The sequence below is a fragment of the Rhizobium sp. P1_E6 genome, assembly GCF_056405875.1.
In genome coordinates this window covers 14,276-34,196 of sequence record NZ_JBFUBG010000071.1, presented here as the reverse complement: position 1 = coordinate 34,196, position 19,921 = coordinate 14,276, and the positions used below count along the sequence as shown (strand labels likewise).

The 19,921-nt window shown below is 61.8% G+C and carries 21 protein-coding genes; 17 read left to right on the top strand and 4 right to left on the bottom strand.

The features are described 5' to 3' along the window. Nucleotides 1–48: 48 nt before the first annotated feature. The 13 genes from AC1D35_RS25915 to AC1D35_RS25855 all read left to right on the top strand — a co-directional run bounded on the left by AC1D35_RS25915 (nt 49) and on the right by AC1D35_RS25855 (nt 10,632). Nucleotides 49–1,068, top strand: coding sequence for an ABC transporter substrate-binding protein (locus AC1D35_RS25915; protein ID WP_477940729.1), 1,020 nt, complete (start codon nt 49–51; stop codon nt 1,066–1,068). Continuing rightward, nucleotides 1,068–1,967 carry an ABC transporter permease gene (locus AC1D35_RS25910; RefSeq protein WP_477940727.1) on the top strand — a complete coding sequence of 300 codons (900 nt, stop codon included), beginning with the start codon at nt 1,068–1,070 and terminating at the stop codon, nt 1,965–1,967. Before AC1D35_RS25915 ends, AC1D35_RS25910 begins: the two co-directional genes overlap by 1 nt. Next, complete coding sequence (locus AC1D35_RS25905) at nt 1,964–2,734, top strand: ABC transporter ATP-binding protein (RefSeq protein ID WP_477940725.1); 771 nt, start codon at nt 1,964–1,966, stop codon at nt 2,732–2,734. Before AC1D35_RS25910 ends, AC1D35_RS25905 begins: the two co-directional genes overlap by 4 nt. A gap of 4 nt (nt 2,735–2,738) precedes the next feature. Then, nucleotides 2,739–3,992, top strand: a complete 1,254-nt coding sequence (locus AC1D35_RS25900) for an acyl-CoA dehydrogenase family protein (protein ID WP_477940723.1) — start codon at nt 2,739–2,741, stop codon at nt 3,990–3,992. 3 nt (nt 3,993–3,995) lie between these two features. Further along, nucleotides 3,996–5,345: an NtaA/DmoA family FMN-dependent monooxygenase gene (locus tag AC1D35_RS25895; protein WP_477940721.1), complete on the top strand. Its 1,350-nt coding sequence runs from the start codon at nt 3,996–3,998 to the stop codon at nt 5,343–5,345. Between the two features lie 185 nt (nt 5,346–5,530). Then, nucleotides 5,531–6,091 carry an FMN reductase gene (gene msuE / locus AC1D35_RS25890; protein WP_477940719.1) on the top strand — a complete coding sequence of 187 codons (561 nt, stop codon included), beginning with the start codon at nt 5,531–5,533 and terminating at the stop codon, nt 6,089–6,091. A 7-nt stretch (nt 6,092–6,098) separates the two neighbouring features. After that, nucleotides 6,099–6,287 (top strand): hypothetical protein, encoded by a 189-nt coding sequence (locus tag AC1D35_RS25885; RefSeq protein ID WP_477940717.1) that lies wholly within the window; start codon nt 6,099–6,101, stop codon nt 6,285–6,287. Nucleotides 6,288–6,311: 24 nt separating this feature from the next. Beyond that, a complete protein-coding gene (locus AC1D35_RS25880; protein ID WP_477940715.1) occupies nt 6,312–6,479 on the top strand; it encodes a hypothetical protein in 168 nt (55 codons plus the stop codon). An 11-nt stretch (nt 6,480–6,490) separates the two neighbouring features. Next, nucleotides 6,491–6,631, top strand: a complete 141-nt coding sequence (locus AC1D35_RS25875) for a hypothetical protein (RefSeq protein WP_162747232.1) — start codon at nt 6,491–6,493, stop codon at nt 6,629–6,631. A 39-nt stretch (nt 6,632–6,670) separates the two neighbouring features. Next, a complete protein-coding gene (locus AC1D35_RS25870; protein WP_477940713.1) occupies nt 6,671–6,964 on the top strand; it encodes a hypothetical protein in 294 nt (97 codons plus the stop codon). A gap of 82 nt (nt 6,965–7,046) precedes the next feature. Beyond that, complete coding sequence (locus tag AC1D35_RS25865; RefSeq protein ID WP_477940730.1) at nt 7,047–7,733, top strand: gamma-glutamylcyclotransferase; 687 nt, start codon at nt 7,047–7,049, stop codon at nt 7,731–7,733. A gap of 136 nt (nt 7,734–7,869) precedes the next feature. Then, nucleotides 7,870–8,805, top strand: a complete 936-nt coding sequence (locus tag AC1D35_RS25860; RefSeq protein WP_477940711.1) for an amidohydrolase family protein — start codon at nt 7,870–7,872, stop codon at nt 8,803–8,805. Between the two features lie 219 nt (nt 8,806–9,024). Beyond that, nucleotides 9,025–10,632 carry an ABC transporter substrate-binding protein gene (locus AC1D35_RS25855; protein WP_477940709.1) on the top strand — a complete coding sequence of 536 codons (1,608 nt, stop codon included), beginning with the start codon at nt 9,025–9,027 and terminating at the stop codon, nt 10,630–10,632. 61 nt (nt 10,633–10,693) lie between these two features. Here AC1D35_RS25855 and AC1D35_RS25850 read toward each other — a convergent pair whose 3' ends face one another. Genes AC1D35_RS25850 through AC1D35_RS25835 form a run of 4 tightly spaced genes read right to left on the bottom strand, consistent with a single transcriptional unit; the run spans nt 10,694 to nt 15,730 of the window. Next, nucleotides 10,694–11,854: an acyl-CoA dehydrogenase family protein gene (locus AC1D35_RS25850; protein ID WP_477940707.1), complete on the bottom strand. Its 1,161-nt coding sequence runs from the start codon at nt 11,852–11,854 to the stop codon at nt 10,694–10,696. Nucleotides 11,855–11,868: 14 nt separating this feature from the next. Further along, entirely contained in the window at nt 11,869–12,906 is a 1,038-nt protein-coding gene (locus AC1D35_RS25845; RefSeq protein WP_477940705.1) for an ABC transporter substrate-binding protein, read from the bottom strand. A gap of 11 nt (nt 12,907–12,917) precedes the next feature. Continuing rightward, a complete protein-coding gene (locus AC1D35_RS25840; protein WP_113335606.1) occupies nt 12,918–14,096 on the bottom strand; it encodes an LLM class flavin-dependent oxidoreductase in 1,179 nt (392 codons plus the stop codon). A gap of 29 nt (nt 14,097–14,125) precedes the next feature. Next, entirely contained in the window at nt 14,126–15,730 is a 1,605-nt protein-coding gene (locus tag AC1D35_RS25835; protein WP_477940703.1) for an ABC transporter substrate-binding protein, read from the bottom strand. A 281-nt stretch (nt 15,731–16,011) separates the two neighbouring features. Here AC1D35_RS25835 and AC1D35_RS25830 point away from each other — a divergent pair, with 281 nt between their 5' ends. Genes AC1D35_RS25830 through AC1D35_RS25815 form a run of 4 tightly spaced genes read left to right on the top strand, consistent with a single transcriptional unit; the run spans nt 16,012 to nt 19,910 of the window. Beyond that, nucleotides 16,012–17,001, top strand: coding sequence for an ABC transporter permease (locus AC1D35_RS25830; RefSeq protein ID WP_477940701.1), 990 nt, complete (start codon nt 16,012–16,014; stop codon nt 16,999–17,001). Beyond that, nucleotides 16,998–18,002, top strand: coding sequence for an ABC transporter permease (locus AC1D35_RS25825; RefSeq protein ID WP_477940699.1), 1,005 nt, complete (start codon nt 16,998–17,000; stop codon nt 18,000–18,002). The genes AC1D35_RS25830 and AC1D35_RS25825 overlap by 4 nt, the downstream gene beginning before the upstream one ends. After that, nucleotides 18,002–18,997, top strand: coding sequence for an ABC transporter ATP-binding protein (locus AC1D35_RS25820; RefSeq protein WP_477940697.1), 996 nt, complete (start codon nt 18,002–18,004; stop codon nt 18,995–18,997). Before AC1D35_RS25825 ends, AC1D35_RS25820 begins: the two co-directional genes overlap by 1 nt. Beyond that, complete coding sequence (locus AC1D35_RS25815) at nt 18,975–19,910, top strand: ABC transporter ATP-binding protein (protein ID WP_477940695.1); 936 nt, start codon at nt 18,975–18,977, stop codon at nt 19,908–19,910. Before AC1D35_RS25820 ends, AC1D35_RS25815 begins: the two co-directional genes overlap by 23 nt. The last annotated feature ends 11 nt before the right edge of the window (nt 19,911–19,921 follow it).

Sequence of the window (19,921 nt, the reverse complement as noted above, 5' to 3'; positions counted from 1 at the left end):
ACGTCAATCTACGCGGGGCCAGGCCGCTCGGCCAGGAGGGAAGAAATTATGAAGTTCAGCAGCATTACCGGGCTCATTCATCGCGCCGGCATCGGCATTGCCCTTGCGGGCTTGTTCGCGACAGTATCACTGGCGCAAAGCGGCCCTGATCTTTCGAACCTCACGCTGACGGTCGGCACGCCCAACAAGACCGGGCTGCATCGGCAGCTGATTGCCGCAAACGAGATCGAAAACCTTCCCTACAAGATCAAATGGGCCGATTTCGATTCCACCCCGCCTCTCGTCGAGGCGCTGCGTGCCGGTCACGTCGATATCGCCGCCGGAGGGGACACCGGCGTGCTTGCGGCGATCGCCAACGGGGTCAAGGTGACGATCCTTGCCGCCACCCTTGAGCGCAAGGAGAGTGGCAGCGCCATACTGGTGCGCGGCGATTCAACGCTGCAAAGCGTCGCCGATCTCAAGGGGCACAAGGTCGCCTTGCCGTATTTCACCAAGCAGCACTATCAGTTCGCCAAGGCGCTCGAAGCGGCCGGTATCGCCTTTGACGACAAGCTGATCTTGAACCTCAACACGACGGACGGGCTGTCGGCGCTGGTCAATAGCCAGGTCGACGCCTTCGTCGTCTGGGATCCGAACACCGCCATCGCCCAGCAGCAGCACGGCGCGCGCATCCTGCAATCTCTCAGCAAGGTGATCGACACGGCAGGCGTGCTCTATGCGCCGACGTCCTCCGTCGAGGACCCGGCCCGCAAGGCAGCGCTCCAGGACCTGACACGCCGCATCATCAGGGCCCAGGCCTGGGTAAATGCCCATCCGGYCGAGTGGGCCGAACAGGTCGCCAAGCTGTCGCAGATCTCGCCGGACGCAGCCAAGCTGCAGGCGAGCCGCTCGCGGGTGGAATATGTTGCCGCGACCGATAGCGACGTGCTCGCCGGCTGGCAGAAGGAGGTCGCCTATTTTCATGGGACCGGCCAGTTCAAGCGCGAATTCAAGGTCGACGACTATGTCGTCAAGGACTTCGGCGACCTGATCGGCGACGAGAACAAGAAGCTGGCAAAGACGAACTGATGGCGACGGTCACGCGGTTTTCAAACGCGCATCCGGTCGTTCCCGCAAGGGGAGCGGCTCCACCGCAGCCGCTCCTTTCCGGCCTGGAGCGCATCGTCCCGGCGGGGAGGAGCCGGGCCGGCACGAAAAAGAGTAGCAGTGTCCCGCGCGGTCTTGGCAAGTGCCTCGGCCCCGCGGCGCTCATTGCCCTCTGGTGGCTCAGCATCCGCTACGGCCTGGTTTCCGAGGACCTGCTTCCAGGCCCGGCGACACTCTTTGCGACATTGCTCGAGATGATTTCAAGCGGCGAACTTGCAGAAGCGCTTCTCCTGTCGCTCCAGCGCGTCGTGATCGGCTTCGGCATCGGCTTCGTTACCGGCGTCGGTCTTGCCATCATCTCCGGTCTGTTGCGCCTTGGTGAGGATATGATCGACGCGCCGATGCAGATGGCGCGAACGCTTCCCTGGGCCGGCCTCGTGCCGCTGCTGATCATCTGGCTCGGGATAGACGAGACGCCCAAGGTCACGCTCGTCGCCTTTGCCGTCACGTTTCCCCTCTACATCAACACCTTCGCGGGCATCCGCAATGTCGACAAGACCCTGGTCGAGGCTGCGCGCACGCTATCCTTCGGCCGTGCAGCGCTGATCCTAGAGGTCATCCTGCCGGGTGCCTTGCCCAACCTGCTTGTGGGGCTGCGCTATTCACTCGGATCGGCCTGGCTGGCGCTCGTCTTTGCCGAGACCGTCAACGCTCAGGGCGGCCTCGGCTACCTGATCACCCATGCGCGCGAGGTCTATCGCGTCGACATCATCATTCTTTGCCTTGCCATCTATGCGCTTCTCGGCCTCGGCGCGGACCTCGTCGTCCGGCTCCTGGAACGTTTCCTGCTCAGCTGGCGCCAGAGTTTCGACGGAGCATGAACATGTCGCTTCCCGCTTCGACCCCGACGGGGCTTTCGGTCAGTGTGCGCGGGCTGGTGCGCCGTTTTGGAAAGCGCAACGTCATCGATCGTCTCGATCTCGACATCCGTCGGGGAGAATTCGTTGCCCTGCTCGGGGCAAGCGGCTGCGGCAAGAGCACACTTTTGCGGATCCTTGCCGATCTTGACCACGACATCGAGGGTGACGTCTTTGTTTCACCGCGTCGCGGCGTGGCCTTCCAGTCGCCTCGGCTGTTTCCCTGGAAACGGGTCTGGAGCAATGTCGTCGCCGGACTCCCACGCCGCGCTGACCGGGCAAGTGCAAATGCGGCGCTCGAGGAGGTCGGACTGACCCACCGCGGCGATGCCTGGCCGAAGGATCTTTCGGGCGGGGAAGCGCAGCGGGCGTCGCTGGCGCGCGCACTCGTGCGCAACCCGGATCTCCTGCTGCTCGATGAGCCGTTCGGAGCGCTCGACGCCCTGACCCGCCTCAAGGCCCAGGCGCTTGTCGCCGATCTCTGGCAGAAACACCGCCAGGCCGTGCTGCTCGTTACCCACGATGTCGACGAGGCGCTTCTGCTTGCAGACAGGGTTCTCGTGATGCGTGACGGCGTGCTGGCCCATGAGGTCGTTGTCGACCTGTCGCGGCCACGCTCGCCCGGCGATGCGAACGTCAACCGCCTGCGCGTGCAACTGCTGGACTGGCTCGGCGTGATCGAGCCGGCTGTAAAATCAACATCAGAGCAATCGATGACAGTGAGAAAGTAGACCCATGACCAGGATCGATGAGGGCTGGGGTCGCGGCCCTTCGGCGCGCTACGAGGAGATCGCGGGGCCGTTCCGTGCCATCTTCCGTGAGATAGGGCAGGCGGCGATCGAGAGGGATCAGCAACGGCGCCTGCCTTTCGAGGAGGTCCGGTGGCTGCGGGATGCCGGCTTCGGCGCCCTACGGATACCGTCGACCCATGGTGGCTTCGAACTCACCTTGCCGGAGCTTTTCGGCCTGCTGATCGAACTTTCCGCCGCCGATCCGAACATCACCAACATCTTCCGCAGCCAGCTCGGCTTTACCGAAGACCTGCTCAATGCGCCGAAGGGTGATTGGCGCGACGAATGGCTGACCCGTCTCGGTCGCGGCGAGATGATCGGCAGCGGATTTTCCGAGCTTTCCACCGTCAAGGTCGGCGACCATTCGACGACGATCCTGAATGATGKAAACGGTTATCGCCTGAACGGCCAGAAATTCTATACGACCGGTTCGATCTATGCGGACTGGATCAATCTCGCCGCCGTCGACGGATCAGGTTCTCCCATCGCAGCCCTCGTGCCGACCCGGGCGCCAGGCGTCGATATCCTCGACGATTGGGACGGTTTTGGACAGGCTATGAGTGGAAGCGGCACGGCGCGGTTCAAGGATGTCAGGCTGGAGCCCGACCATATCAAGCCGGACGCAGCCCGCTTTCCCTATACGCCGGCCTTCTTCCAGCTCGTGCATCTGGCAAGCCTTGCCGGGATCGGCCGGGCCGCCGCCGGCGAGCTTGCCCAGCATGTCGGCGCCCGGGCACGCATCTATCCGCGCGGCAACGGCGCGACCAGCGCCGACGACCCACAGGTGCTCGAAGTGGTCGGGCGCGTCAGGGGGCGAGCCTATTCGGCCGGCGCGATCGTGCTGAACGTCGCCGAGGCTTTGCAGCGCTCCTTCGAAGCCAATGTTTCGGGCATCGACCCGGAGCAGACGAATCTTCATCTCCTCGCAGACATCGAAACGAGCCAGTCCGTCACGGTCGTCTCGACACTGATCCTCGAGGCGACGACGATCCTTTTTGACGCCCTCGGGGCCTCCGCCGCCAAACGTGCCACCGCGCTCGATCGCCATTGGCGCAACGCCCGCACGATCACCTCGCATAATCCGCGCATCTATCACGACCGTGTGGTCGGTGAATACGCGGTTTCCGGAAAGAAGCCGGCGGCCGTCGGCTACCGCAAGATCATCACGCCTTTCGGCACCACGAGCGAGGTTGCCTGAGCCATGACGTCCATCAACCGCAAACTCAATCTGAATGTCGGCATCAACACGACCGGTTATCTCGCCAATGCCTGGAAATACAGAAGCGGCAGCCGCCATGACATCAACGATCCGGACTATTATCGCCGGCTGACCGAGCTCGCACATAGGGGACGTTTCGATGCAGTGTTCTTTTCAGACCATCCTGCACTGATGACCGATCCGGCGAGCCGGCCCTTCCACACGATCGATCCTCTGATCCTCTGTACCGCGCTTTCGGCACAGGTTCCCGATATCGGTTTCGTTGTCACCATGTCCTCGACCTACAATTCGCCGTATAATTTCGCACGGCGCGTGCAATCGACCGATATCATCTCGGGAGGCCGGTTGATCGTTAACGTCGTGTCTTCCTTCAACCCGAATGTCGCCGCCAATTTCGGCTCCGAGCCATTGCCGCCACGAGCCGAACGCTACGCCAAGGCCTCCGAGTTTCTCGATGTCGCCAAGGAGCTCTGGGCGAGCTGGGATCCGGCGCGCGACGGAGAGGTGCCGGAAAACCGCTTCTGGAATGCAGCAAGCGCCCACCCGATTGAACATCAGGGTGCCTACTTCTCCGTCAGAGGGCCGCTCAATGTGCCGAAAGGACCGCAGGGCCACCCGGTCATTGCACAGGCCGGCGCATCCGAGGGGGGCATCGAGCTTGCCGCACGCCACGGCGAAATCATCTACTGCAACATCCTTTCACGCGGTGCCGGCCGGGTCTTCGGCGCGAAGGTGAGGGATCGCGCGGCCGCGGTCGGCCGCGATCCCTCCGGCATCCGCATCGTCCCTGGTCTTGTTGTGATCCTCGGCGAAAGCCGGGAGGAAGCGTTGCGCAAGCACGAGCTTTATAGCGGCGCCGGCTCGGAAGACGGATTGCTTGCACGTTTCGCCAAAGAGCATGGCATCGATCCGGAGGGGTTCGATCCGGACGCTGTGCTTGATGCCGAACGCTTCATTCCAGATCCCAATCGCCTCCAGGCTGTCGGTATGGGGCTTGGCCTTTCCGATCTGCTGACACATGAGAAGCTCACCGCAAGACAGGCGGTACGCCGGTCGGAGGGGCACMATCGCTTGCTGCTTGGAACTCCGGAGCAGGTGGCCGACGATATCATCGATCTCTGGGCGGATGGGACCGTGGATGGCTATACGCTCCAGCCACCCCGCGCGCCCGATGATATCGAGGAATTTGTCGAGAAGGTCGTTCCGATCCTGCAGGATCGCGGCGTCTATCGGCGGGAATATGACGGCAAGACGGTTCGCGATCGATACGGACTGCCTTATCCAGCCGAAACGTTCGAGGGGATTGCCGAACGCCAGGTGCAAGCAGGCTAAGGCTGCGGATGACGGTGGCACATGAGGCTTGGCGCATGGGTGCCCGCCGCGTCCGTGGCCTGTTCGGTGTTGGCGGTCGAGTTTTAACGCAGCAAAGTTTTTTCCGCATGCCTGCGATTGCGAACCGTCATTCCTTTAGTCCACTAAATTTATAGACAATACTGCCTCAGATGAAAGGAAGACCCATGGCCGTTCCCAGACTTGTTGGTATTGCAGGCAGCTTCAACCGCCCGTCCAAGACCCTGGCCCTCGTCAGCCACATCGCCCGCATTGCGAGCGACAGACACGGCTTCGCCACCAAGGTCTACGATATGCTCGATGTCGGCCCCTCGCTCGGTGAAGCCACATGGCGCAAGGATCTGGATGAACAGGCCGAAACCGTCGTTTCCGAGATCGTCAATGCGGATCTGCTGATCATCGGCTCCCCCACCTATAAAGGCTCCTATCCGGGGCTCTTCAAACACCTGATCGATCTGATCGAACCGCATGAACTGCGGGCCAAGCCAATCATCATCACTGCAACGGGCGGCGGTGACCGACACGCGCTGATGGTCGAACATCAATTGCGCCCCCTGTTCGGGTTCTTCATGTCCCACACCCTGCCAACTGCAATCTATGCGTCGGATGGGGACTTTGCCGACTACACCGTTTCCTCCGAGCAGCTTTCACGACGCGTCGACGAAGTCATCGGCGAGATCGACGCATTTTTCCCGCGCTCCCGGCAGGCGCTCAGCGCGGCAGAATAGAGCGGCCATGTATCAGAGCTTGCTGGAAAAGACTGAAGCCAAGCCGGTGGGCGAGGAATTCTGGAACGTCTCCGACTTCGCGCGGCGCTATCGCCTGCCAAAGTCCGAGGAGAACCGTCTGCTGACGCTGTTTGGAACGACGGCATCGCCTCGCGACCTGTTGTTGAGCGCCAGGCGAGCGGAACTGTTTTCCTAGCGCAGATAATCAAAGAGGCTCGCCATGAAACGACGCATGCTTCGGCTTTTGGCCACAGGACTTAGCCGATTTCGCAACGAGCGAGGGATCGGGCGGATGATCGCGCCGGGCGTTCTTGCGGGCGACGACCGCCAGACGGCTCTCGACTACGAACTGTCYTTTTGGCGAGCGGCAGCTCCGATCTGGTACTAGTGGAGGCGACAATGGCAATTGCCAACGATCATCAGCGTTTCCTGCCCCGACATCATGGCAGTTGGCTTACTCCCCTCTGTCTGCGCCTGCATCAGGCCGCGGCAGCCGGTTCGTTTGCCTTCATTCTGGCACTCGTCCTCGGACTGGTTTGATCGACGGCGATGAAGCGGCGGGCCATGATGGATGGGGACTTGGAAGACACGGTCCTGGAAGCGGCGGGCGATCCGCCTGCAGGTCAGGTGCGTCGCCGCGAAATCATCGGCGAGATTGTGAGAACGCTCGGCGCTCTTGCCGAGGGGCTGGAAGGCCAGAACGAGGTGTCCCGGGCCTCGGTCGGACGCCTGATCGGAATTCTCCAGACCATGTCGGGCAGTATCGCATCGGCCGACGATGCGACCTTCACCGCAATAATGCGTGAGGCGGGCTTGCTCATCCGGGCAGTGCGTGAGCGACAAACCTATTTCAGCCAGTTCACGGTCCATTAGGATGCAGGCGCTCTTGTCGACGGTCTCATCGATCCTGGGGGCAGCCTCGGAAGAAAAGGGCCATCCTGCGGGCTTACGTACGATGGCGCTGACGGCCGATCTCGTTTCACTCAGCTTGAGGCTGGAAGCCGACCCCGGACCGGATCCCCATCGTGTTCCGCTGAGCGACGAGGAACTTCAGACGCTCTCGGAGCGACTGTTTCATGAAGCGGCGGGCGAGCCACTGTGGCTCTTTGCCTATGGCTCGCTGATCTGGAAGCCGGACTTCGATGCGGTGGAATGGTGCCGTGCCCGAGCCCACGGGTGGCACAGGTCCTTTTGTCTGCAGATGACGCGATGGCGGGCAACCGATGCCGTGCCGGGCCTGATGATGGCGCTTGAGAAGGGTGGACAATGCAACGGCGTCGCCTACAGGCTCTCGGAGGAGGACCGCATGGGGCAGATCCGTCGCATGATCCGCAGGGAGATCGGCACGATCACCGACTCGTCCTTCATCCGCTGGGTAGTGATCGAAACTCCACAGGGACCTTTGCGCGCCCTGGCGTTCTGGGCCGGGCCGAGAGGCAAGCGTGTGCTGCGCAGGCTACCGCTCGAAAGCGTCGCGCAGGTCCTGGCAAGGGCTTGCGGACATATGGGATCGTGTGCCGAATATCTCTATCTCACCGTCAAGCATCTCGAAGAGAAGGGTATCCGCGATCGCAATCTCTGGCGGCTCCAGGCCCTGGTCGCCGAGGAGATCAGGCGTATCCACGGGCTTGAGGCCGCTTAGAAGCATGGGGCCTGCTCATCGCCCGTAAGTTCTTCAGCCTCGTCTTTGAGATCCATCATCGCACGAGGCTCCCAGGAGCCTGAGGCCGGAACACAATCTACCACTGAGAATCGTTATTCAAGGAGAGCGGCAGCATATGAGCAATGAACTGGATATCGTCGACATTCATACACATCTCTGGCCCGCAGAATGGGGTGCTGATGGCAGCAGGCGTATATCCGCCGGACTTGCAGATACCGTGTTGAAGAAGATTGTCGATCCGGCCTCCCTAATCGACGAGTTTTCCTCGGCCGGTGTCTCGCTAGCCGTTCTGAGCACGACCATCGAAAGTCTGTTCGGGATGGAGGGCGCTGCCGATCCGCATGTGATCGCCGAGGTCAACGACTGGCTTGCCGGACTGGTCAAGGCCCATCCCGATCGCTTGGCCGCGCTGGCGACGATCGATCCCTTTTCCGGTGAGGCCGGCGCGCGCGAGGCGGAGCGGGCGCTTGGCGAGCTCGGATTGGCGGGCCTCGTCGTCGATTCCTACCGGGACGGCAAGTTCATCGGAGATCCGGTTGCCCGACCCGCGCTCGCGGTTGCTGCCCGTCTCGGAAAGCCGGTATTCGTGCATCCCGTCAATGCGCCGCAAGCCGACATTCTCATTGCCGGCGCCGGCAAGCTCGGCAATTCCCTCGGCCGCGGGCTGATGAATGGCGTGGCGTTTCTGTCGGTTCTGGAAAACGGTCTGCTGGACGAATTCCCGGATCTGAACTTCGTCTTCGCAACCCTTGGCCTCGGGGCGGTCGTGCAGGCTGCGCGCGGCGGCCATTACTCACGGCAAAACCGCGCAGCTGGGCACCGTCCGAACGTCTATTTCGATACGATGGGCGACGATCCGTCGATCATCGCCATACTTGTGGAGTTCTTTGGCGCGGAGCGCATTCTTGCCGGAACGGACTGGCCGATCCTATCCGCCCTTTCGCAGCAGGCTCTGGCCCAGAATCTCGCGGCCGCCGGTCTGGACGCTCCGGCGCGGTACCTTGTCGCCGGCGGCAACGCGCGCCGGCTTTTAGGACACCTCGGTCGATAGACCTCTTATTTCAGCAATCACTGTCGTCGCGCACGTCCGCTGTCACTTGCAGCGGACGCAATTGACGTTCGAACTTGACGCTCCTCCGTGACAAGCTTTGCTTCTCCGCGCGGATAGAAAATCTGCCTTTGCTTCAGCTGGTCGCAAAGGGATCATTCTGGCAGCGGGGCATGGGGCTCCGTGCACGCTTTTCGAGCGTCACCGCCTTAGGAGCCTTCAATGTCGATCAATCGCCGCCAGTTCAATCGATTCCTCCTTGCGGGTTCAGCCGGGCTTGCATTGGGAGGCGTTCCCCAGTTTGCCGCTGCCACAGCAACCGAGACGCCTGTCAGAGGCGGTACGCTCAACTGGGCCTACTATCCCGATCCAAGCGCCCTGATCGCCATCAATACGTCCTCGGGTACGGGGCAGGCGATCGGGCCGAAGATCAACGAAGGCCTCTTCGACTTCGACTATGATCTCAATCCCATCCCGCTTCTCGCAACGGAGTGGTCCGTCAGCGACGATCAATTGCGTTATACGTTCAAGTTGCGCGAGGGGGTCAAATGGCATGACGGCGCCGACTTCACATCGGCGGATGTCGCCTTCACCATTTTCCGACTGAAGGAAGCTCATCCGCGCGGCCGGATCACCTATCAGAATGTGACGGCCGTCGAGACGCCCGATCCGCGTACCGCAATCGTGGTTCTCACCAAGCCCGCTCCCTACCTCATCACGGCGCTCTCCAGCTCGGAATCGCCGATCGTGCCAAAACATGTCTACGAAACCTTCAAGCCGCAGGAGCAGCCCAAGCTTGCCCAGACGATCGGAACAGGCCCCTTTCTTCTGAAGGAATGGGTTCCGGGCAGCCATCTGATCTTCGAGCGCAACCCGAATTACTGGGACACAGGAAAGCCCTATCTCGATCGTGTCATCCTGCGTGTCATCCTCGATCCGTCCGCTCGCGCTGCAGCACTCGAGACCGGCGAGATCGACATCGGGGCCAATCCGGTTCCATTGGCCGACATCGAGCGCCTCAAGGCCAATCCCAATCTGGTGGTGGACACGACGACCTATGCCTATTCCGGGCCTCAGCAGCAGCTGTTCTTCAACTACGAAAACGAAATTCTCACCAAGCGCAATGTCCGCCTGGCGATCGCGCATGCCATCGACCTGCAGAAGCTCGTCGATATCGCGCTCTTCGGCTATGCGAATGTCTCGCCGAGCCCGATCAGCACGGCATTGCCGAAATGGTATGATCCGAGCATCAAGGCGCGCGAGCCGGACGCCAAGCTTTCCGAAAAGCTGCTCGATGAGGCGGGTTACCCACGCGGGGCAGACGGCGTACGCTTCAAGCTGCGCCTTGCCTATAATTCCTTTCTGCAGCCCTCCTATGCCGATTTCATCCGCCAGTCGCTGGCGGCCGTCGGCATCGACGCGGAGATCCTCAAATTCGACCTCGCGACCTTCCTGAAGACTGTTTACACGGATCGCGCCTTCGATCTGGTGATTGAATCGCTATCCAATACCTTCGATCCGACGCTCGGCGTGCAGCGCGCCTACTGGTCGAAAAACTTCAAGATCGGCCTCGTGTTTTCAAACGCCAGCCACTACGCCAACCCGGAGGTCGACAGGCTGCTCGAAGCCGCCGCCGTCGAGCCCGACGAGGCCAAGCGGCGCGATTTCTGGTACCAGTTCCAGCGCATCATTCACGAGGATGTCGTGTCGGTCGATCTCGTCGCCGCCGGGGCGCAGATCGTCGCCAGCAAGAAGGTCAGGAATTTCGCGCCCGGAGCGCAGGGTATCAACAACAGTTTCGGCCAGATCTGGCTGAGCCCGGATGCCTGATTTTTCCAGATGCCCGGCCAGTTCAGTGCGCTGGCCGGGCGCTCCCGTCTCGTGTTGAGTTTCAGATACGCCCCGCCTCCAGACGGGCAAGGGCGTTTTTCGCAGCGATCGCCCGGACCATGTGGTTCTGTGGTGCATGCGAGCGGCCGGTGATGGCATCGCGATGCTGGCGCTCCAGCCCGAAATCCCTGTTGAGCCCGGGATTGCCGGCAAGATCGAGCGCCAGACTTGTGACGGCCACCGCATTGTCGATCACCACATGGCGCACGGCCATGGCGTCGACGCCGACGGGCCTGCCGGCATCGACATCGTCGCCGAGCGAGCGCAACAACCTGGCGTTCGTCGACAGGCGGACCTCGATCTCGCCAAGACCATCCTGGATGCGGGGCACGGTCGCAATCGGCGCCCCGAGGCTTGCCGGCGCATGGTGTGCCGAAAAGGCGAGCACCTTGTCGCGGGCCGATAGCGCCACCCCATGGTAGACGGCGCCGATCAGCGAGAAGAAGAAGGCCGTCGCATGCTCCTCGCGCCGGATCGGCTCTGAAGCGGGTTGCGCCTCGATCAGGTCTTCGAAGGGGATGGTGACGTCCTCAAGAATGATGTCGTCGCTGGCGGTCGCGTGCATCCCGGTGGCGTTCCAGGTCTTCTCGATCGTCAAGCCGGGGCTGTCGGTCGGCACGAGGAAGGAGGCAAGCCGTGGCTCGGCTTCATCGGTCAACGCCAGAAGCGACACCCATTTGAGGATCGGAATGCCGGTCACATAGGTCTTGCGACCGGTGATACGCCAACTGTTGCCCGCGCGCCTTGCAATCGTCTCGGGCAAGGCGCCGTGGGCGGGAGAGCCGATACGCGGCTCGGCCTGAGCGGCATTGATCAGGGCTGGCCCCTGCCGGTTGGCGAGAAGCACCCGTTCGGCAAGGTGGGCCGGCCATTTTCCGAACCGTCGCAGCGTATAGTGGCTATTATAGTGCATGGCGAGTACCAGCGCCGTCGATGGCTCGCCGCGGGCGATCTCGCTGATCACTGCCTGCGCATCCGCAAGGCCGCCGCCATGACCGCCATGCTCGGATGCCGTCACCAATCCGAGCAGGCCGGCCTCGTAAAGCCTGGTGAAATTCTCGAAGGGAAATTCGCCGCTTGCATCGAAATGGTCGGCGCGTTCGGAAAAATCCTTGGCAAGCCGCCGTGCCCTGTCGAGAGGATCGATTGTTTCCTGCAGCATGCTTGGCCCTCCTGTCAGGCGACGGCGCGGGCATCGAAACCGTCGATATGACGGCGGTCGACCCAATTGGCGATGTCGAAATCGGCGGCGAGGAAGCCGAAGTCGCGCAGGAAGTCCTTGTAGTGGCCGACCGCTTCGACCAGTTCGGGCTCCAGGCCGAGGCCAAGATGGCGGTGGATCTCAGGCCCGTTTGCCGCCAGCACCTGCTCCTCGGTTGCGCCGGCCTCACGTGCAACGAAGCGGCGCGTTTCGTCCGGATGAGCTTGCGCCCAGTCGGCCGCCTTGTAGATCGCCTCCAAGAGCCGGTGGACGAGATCGGGGCGCTCGTCTGCCAGGAGTTGGTCGACTGTCAGAATTCGGGGTGAGCCTGAGTTGATACGGATCCTCGGGTCGGGATGAAACCCGAATTCGGCCACCTGAACGGCACCGATCAGATTGGCGACATTTATGCCGGCCGTCCCCTTCACATAGATCGCATCCACCTCGCCGCGAACGAGGGCGGCGATCTCCTCGCCATAGGCCTGACGGCGCTTCAGGCCAAAGAGCGACGGCCCTTCCTGGGTGGCGAGCACGGAATCGGCAAGCGCGATGTCGATGATCTCGACATCGGAAAGGGCAAGGCCTTCGAGCGACAGCGCTGACAGGAGGCCCTTCAAGGCGGTGGCGCGCATGAAGTCGACGATGCCTTCCGGCCGTCGCGCGATGCCGAAGCGACGCCCCTTCAGGTCCCTGGTCGTGTTGATTCCGGCTCCCGGCAAGGTGATGATCGCCTGAAACTCATCTGTCCAGGTGATGCCGACGAGCCTTGTCTTTCGGCCTTCCGAGCGGGCGCGGATCGGGGGAACATTGCCGCCGTGGCGGAAGGACCAGTCGAGCGTATGGTTGAAATGGCTCTGGCGGATGGCGCGGTCGGGAGAGTCGATGATCGACTTCAGTGTCACGCCTTCCTTGCGGAAGCCTTCCTCGAGATAGCCGAGCTGGGCGGCAAGCCCGACCGGGGTCGGCACCGGGCAGCGCGTATACCAGATTTCGGAAATGGCATTGCTGGTCATGATCGTCCCTTTCAGTGGCGCAGGCCGGCTTGCTTCATCAGCGGCAGCACGTCGGTGCCGAAGAATTCGAGCTCATCACGGAAATCGAAGAAGCTGAGCTGCAATCCGTCGATACCGGCGGCTTTCAGTTTCAGGAACTGGTCGACCACGCTTTCGGGCGAGCCGATGACGCGGATATTGCCGCCGACGAAGCGGTAGGGATCCTGCGGATCCCGACCTTTCCAGGCATGCGCATCCGAGTTCAGTGACGAAAAGCCCTGCGGCGAGCGCTGGTCGCCATGGGCGACGATCCGGTCGGCAAGCTCCCAGGCCTCCTTGTCGGTCGGCCGGCAGATGACCATCGGATTGAGCAGGGTGCGCACCGTGCGTCCGACGTCCCTGGCCGCATCCTTCACTCTTTTCGTGTGGGCCGGCAGCGATTGAAGCGCGCTGTTGATATCGGCGCCCGTCGGGCTGGTGATGAAGACAATGTCCGAATAGCGGCCGGCGAAGGCAATGCCCGCATCCGAACCCGTGGCGTTGACGAGGATCGGCCGGCCGAAATTCGGCTTGGGCGTCACGAAGCCGCCACCGAGCTTCCAGCTGCTCTCGCCCTCGAAGGAGAAATTCTCGGTATCGCTCCAAAGACGCTGGACGACTTCGAGGAATTCGGCCGCCAGTTCGTAGCGCCTGTCGTGCTCGATGCGTGGCCAGCCGAACATTTCATGCTCGACGGCACGGTGACCCGTCACGACATTGATGCCCCAGCGGCCACCGGTGATGTGGTCGAGCGTCGCACCGAATTTTGCCAGATGCAGCGGATGCCACGGCCCGTAAAGAACATGCATGGTGGAGATCAGCATGATCTTCTTGGTCAGGCCGGCAAGCGCCGCCGTCGTCGTGAAACTGTCGAGCGCCTGACCGTTGAAGACACCGCCATAGCCGCCTTTCGGCAGCCATTGCGACAGGGCGAAAACCAGATCGAAGCCGAGTTCTTCGGCCTTCAGCGTCAGCGCCTTGTTGTAATCGAAGCTCCAATCCGTGGATCGCTCGAGCGTGGATTGCGTCCAGCCGCCGGCCTGGATCGGCAGGAACAGGCCGAGCAGCACCGGCTGCTTGAGCGCCTGCGACAGTGGGCTTTCGGCAAAGTCGGTGGGGGCGGAGAATTTCGGGAGACCCACGATAGAGCCGGGAGGGTGTTGAATGGACATGACGGATCCGTGTTCCTTTTCCTCTTGGCTCAGGCTGTGGCGARATAAGCGTAGGCAAGGCTGCCCGAGACGCCTTCTCCACCCACAGTGTGGTCGGCGATGCGCTTGTTGTAGATGGTCAGCTCCGGCTGGCTGGCGATGTCGATCGCCGGCAGGTCCTCGACAAGGATCTGCTGGATCTCGCGCCATTGATCGACACGCTTCTTGGCATCGACCTCGATTGCCGCGGCCTCGAGCAAGGCATCGACCTTCGGATTGCTGTAGGCCGAGCCGTTGGAGAAGGGTACGCCCGGCTTGAAGTTCTTGCTCCAGTAGAGGCGCTGAACGCCGACGGTCGGATCGAAGAGGTTGCTCATTCCCTCGAAGGCGAAATCGAAATCGCGATCGGTATAGATGCGCTTGGTATAGGTGGCGAAGTCCTGGCTGCGCACCGTGGCATCGACGCCGACCTTGGCAAGCGCCTGGCGGATATATTCGGAACCACGCGGATAGGTTTCGCCGCTCGGCACATAGTCGAGATTGATGCGGATGCGCACGCCGTCGCTGCCGCGCGGATAGCCTGCCTCGTCGAGCAGTTTCTCGGCGGCGGCAAGATCGATCGGATAGGTCTTCAGGTCGCCATCATACCATTTGGCAAGATTGGGATTGATCGGGCCGGGAATGGCCGCGCCGTAGCCGTAGTTGATCGTGTTGAGGATCACCTTGCGGTCGATCACATGGGCGAAGGCTTGGCGAACGCGGATGTCCTTGAAGAAGGGCCGTTCGAGGTTGAACTCGATACGGCTGACACCGTTTGCATATTGATAGCCGCGCTCCTCGAAGGCGATGCCGGGGACCGTCTTCAAACGTTCGAGATCGCTGAGAGGAACGGGCGTGGAGGGCGCAAGATCGATTTCGCCGGTTTCGATTGCAATCGAGCGCGCCGCTGCGTCGGGAATGAAGCGGACGATGAGCTGGTCGAGATAGGGACGCGGCTGGTCCCAGTAATCGGGGTTGCGCTCATAGACGAGGTGGCTGCCGCGGACCCATTCCTTGAACTTGAAGGGACCTGTGCCGATCGGCGCGAGATTTGCAGGATTTTCGGCAACCTTCGTCCCCTCATAGATGTGACGCGCTACGATCGGCGTCTCCGAGGAGGCAAGGGCGGTGATGAGATAGGGCGCCGGCTTGGAGAGTTTCAGGATCGCCGTCAGCGGATCCGGCGTTTCGACGTCGACGAGGTTGAGGAACGTGTTGCGGCCACGCGGATGAACCTCCTTCAGCGTCTTGATCGAGAAAGCAACGTCGGCCGAGGTAAAGGCCTGGCCGTCATGCCATTTTACGCCGTCGCGCAGGTGGAACGTGTAGACGAGCCCATCCGGGCTCACTGACCATTCTTTGGCCAGAAGCGGCTGCGGGTTCAGCTCGAAATCATAGGTCAGAAGGCCTTCAATGACCTTCGGCGAGACATAGACGGAATTGAAGGCAGTGTTCGCAATGGTCGTCAGCACCGGCGGCTCGGCCGACAGGAGGAGCGTCGCTGTGCCGCCGCGAACCGGAGCGGCAAAGGCCGGCAGGCGTGTTGCCGACGCCACGGTGAGCGCAACGGAAGCAAGAAGGAAATTGCGGCGTGTCGGAGCAGGAAATGCTGGCATGGTCGGTCCCTCGATGATTGTGCGTGCCCGTTGCCGGGCGTTCTGGGTTCGCCTTTCCATACTTCGGCGCAGCCGTAGAGTTTTTTACCCAATTCCGGACCTGCTTCGGTAAGAAATTCGAATGTATGCTCATATAACGTTAAATAATTTCAAAAGACTTCGATATTGGATCTCTTCTTGGAATTATTTACTAATATGGATTTGACAAAACACACAGATTTAGTCAACTACTATCGCAACGCAACACGATGAATTCTTCCGGCGACGCGAGGTGGAAATCCATGTCGGCACTCAAGCGGGTCGCCCGCACGATCAGAAAAACCATCATTCAGGCCGTGCCGACCATGCTCGGCATCGTCATATTGAGTTTCTTCTTGCTCAAGCTCGCGCCGGGCGATGCAGCCGACGTGATGGCGGCTGAATCCGGTTCGGCCACTGAGGAAACCATGGCGGCTCTGCGCCAGCGTTTCGGGCTCGACAATCCTCTTCTCGTGCAGCTCGCCAACTATCTGGACAACCTGGCGCATTTCAGCCTCGGCTTTTCACCGCGCTACGGGATGCCGGTTGCAGATCTCATCGGTCAGCGGCTGCCCGGAACACTGACGCTGATGCTGGCCGCGCTTCTGATTGCCATTGCAGTCGGTCTGCTGCTCGGCGCGTTGATGGCAACCTTTTCCGGCAGGCTTGCCGACCGGGTGATATCGGTCGTCTCGCTGTTGTTTTATTCCATTCCCGGCTTCTGGATTGGCCTAATGCTGATTCTGTTTTTCTCCGTCAAGCTCGGGTGGCTGCCGAGCGGCGGCGACAGCACGATCGGATCGCGGCTCACCGGGCTACCGGCACTCCTCGACCGGATCCGCTACATGGTGTTGCCGGCAACCTCGCTCTCCCTCTTTTATCTGGCAATCTATGCGCGACTGACGCGCGCGGCGATGCTGGAGGTCAAGTCGCAGGATTTCGTCCGCACCGCCCGCGCCAAGGGCGTGTCGCCATTCTTCCTGACCACGCGTCACGTGCTGCGCAATGCGCTGATCCCGATCACGACAATGGCCGGCATGCATTTCGGTGGTATGCTTGGCGGAGCTGTCGTGGTCGAGACCGTCTATAGCTGGCCGGGACTCGGCCGGCTTGCCTTCGAAGCCGTGATGGCCCGCGATTTTTCCGTGCTGCTCGGCATCCTGCTCTTGTCCTCCTTCCTGGTGATCGTCGCCAACGCGGCCGTCGATCTGCTGCAGGCATGGATTGATCCCAGAATCGGAGCCAGCCGATGACCAGTCAGAAGCTTCATACCTATGCCGGCAGCGCAATCGATCTGGCCGAGCACGACAGCGACGCCTCGCGGCCACTGTCCGAAAAACCAGCCGAGCCGCGCTGGACGCATATCCATGCGCCTGACGTGCGCGCCGCCGCCGTACCCGGGATTGCCTGGCGCGGTCTGCGCCGTGAGCTCAAGGTCTTTCTGTCCAACCCCACCGCATTATTCGGCGTCCTGTTCCTGATCGCCACCGCACTCGCAGCCCTTCTTGCCCCCGTCTTTTATCCAGGTGATCCGATGGAGATGGTGGCGCGACCGTTCCTCTGGCCGGGCCAAAACCCGTCCTATCCGCTCGGTACGGATTCGATGGGACGCGATGTTCTCGCAGGCATCCTGCACGGGGCGCGCATTTCGCTTACGGTCGGAATCGCGGCGACCGCCCTCGGGCTTTCTGCCGGCATCACGATCGGCGCGATGGCGGGATATTTCGGCGGGATCGTCGACGACATCCTGGTGAAAGTCATCGAGATTTTCCAGACAATCCCGAGCTTCGTGCTGCTCGTGGTGCTGGTCGCCATCGCCCAGCCGACGACCTCGACCGTCACCATCGCAATCGCCATTGTCAGCTGGCCGACGGTAGCGCGCCTGACGCGGGCCGAGTTCCGCTCCATCCGCGAGAAGGACTATGTGCTTGCGGCGCGAAGCCTCGGCTTCGGCCATGCACGCATCATCTTTCGCGAAATCCTGCCGAACGCCCTGCCGCCGCTGATCGTCACCTCTTCGGTCATGGTCGCCAGTGCCATCCTGATGGAATCGGCGCTATCCTTCATGGGGCTCGGTGATCCCAATCGCGTCTCCTGGGGATCGATGATCGGTGCCGGTCGCGACGTGATCCGCACAGCCTGGTACCTGACGGCGCTGCCGGGCCTCGCGATCGTCTTTACTGTACTGGCACTCAATCTTTTGGGCGACGGTCTCAACGATGCGCTCAATCCGCGCTTTTCGGAGGAACGCTGATGAGCCATCTTCTCGAAGTCCGCGATCTCTCCGTCCGCTTTGCGACCGCAGAGCCGGTCAAGGGCGTCAGCTTTAACGCCAATCCCGGAGAGATGCTGGCGATCGTCGRCGAATCCGGCTCCGGAAAATCGCTGACGGCCCTTGCCCTGATGGGCCTCCTGCCACGGCACGCCCGGGCGGGCGGCGAGATCCTGTTTGATGGTCGCAGCCTGCTGACGCTGTCGGAACGGCAATTGCGGAAGGTTCGCGGGCGCGACATCGCAATGATCTTCCAGGAGCCGATGACTTCGCTCAATCCGGTTCTGTCGATCGGTGACCAGATCATCGAGGTACTGCGGATCCATGAGGATCTCAGCCGCCGCCAGGCGCGTGCCCGGGCGATCGAGCTTCTGGACCTCGTCAGTATTCCGGAGCCGGCCCGCCGCATTGACGACTATCCCCATCAGTTGTCGGGCGGCATGCGCCAGCGCGTGATGATCGCGATTGCCGTTGCCTGCAACCCGAAACTTCTGATCGCCGACGAGGCGACGACCGCGCTCGACGTGACCATCCAGGCGCAGGTCCTGCAGCTTCTCGATAATCTGCGCGCCAAGCTGAATATGGCGGTCATCCTCATCACCCACGATCTTGGCATCGTGGCGCAATGGGCCGATCGTGTCGTCGTCATGTATGCCGGCCGCAAGATCGAGGAGGGGCTTCCCGGCCCGGTCTTCGACACGCCTTATCATCCTTATACACGCGGCCTGCTGGCGGCCTCGCCGCGGCTGACGGCCGATTATCATTATCGCGATGGGCCGCTTGCCGAAATTCCGGGCTCCATCGTCTCGGCCGCCGGCGAGAAGGGCTGTTCCTTCCGCCCGCGCTGTCCGGTCGCCCGTCCCGCCTGCGCCCAGGCGGTGCCGACGCTGTTTTCCATCTCGGCGGGCCGCGAAGTCGCTTGCCCCTATGTTTCAGTCCAMGCGGAGGTCGCTCATGTCGCTCCTGTCGGTCGATAGGCTCTCCACCCATTATCCAGGCAGCGCCGGCACGGTGCGTGCCGTCGACGGCGTGTCACTGGAAATCGCGGCAGGCGAGACAGTTGCGCTCGTCGGCGAATCCGGTTGCGGCAAGTCGACGCTCGGCAAGTCGCTGACGCGTCTCGTCACGCCGTCTTCCGGGCAGGTCCGCTTTCGCGGCCGCGATGTTACGGCCATGTCGAACAAGGAGCTGCAGTCGATCCGCCGAAGCATCCAGATGATCTTCCAGGACCCCTTCGCTTCGCTCAATCCACGGCAGACCATCCGCACGATATTGACGGCACCGCTTGCCGTGCATGGCATCGGCGATCGCAGGAAACGTGATGCGATCGCTGCGGGAATGGTCGAGCATGTCGGCCTGCCACGCGATTCCCTGGAGCGCTATCCGCACGAATTTTCCGGCGGCCAGCGCCAGCGCATCGGCATTGCCCGGGCGCTGATCCTGCAGCCCGAGCTCGTCATCTGCGATGAACCGGTCTCGGCACTTGACCTGTCGATCCAGGCCCAGATCCTTAACCTGCTGGTCGAGATGAAGACGGAGCTGTCGCTTTCCTATCTCTTTATTTCGCATGATCTATCCGTCGTTCGTTATTTCGCCGACCGTGTGCTCGTCATGTATCTCGGGCGTATCGTCGAAAGCGCCTCGACTGCCGACCTCTGGAACGGTGCCAAACATCCCTATACGCAGGCCCTGCTTGCCGCCGTGCCCGACCCGTCGCGCCGCAAGCAAGCAGCCCCGATCACCGGCGACCTGCCAAGTCCGCACAATCCACCGTCCGGCTGTCGCTTCAACACGCGCTGTCCGCTTGCCACCGATATTTGCCGGGCCGAGGATCCGGCATTCCGCCAGTTCGGCGCCGGCCATGCCGTCGCCTGTCACCACGCTCAATGAATGGAGAATGA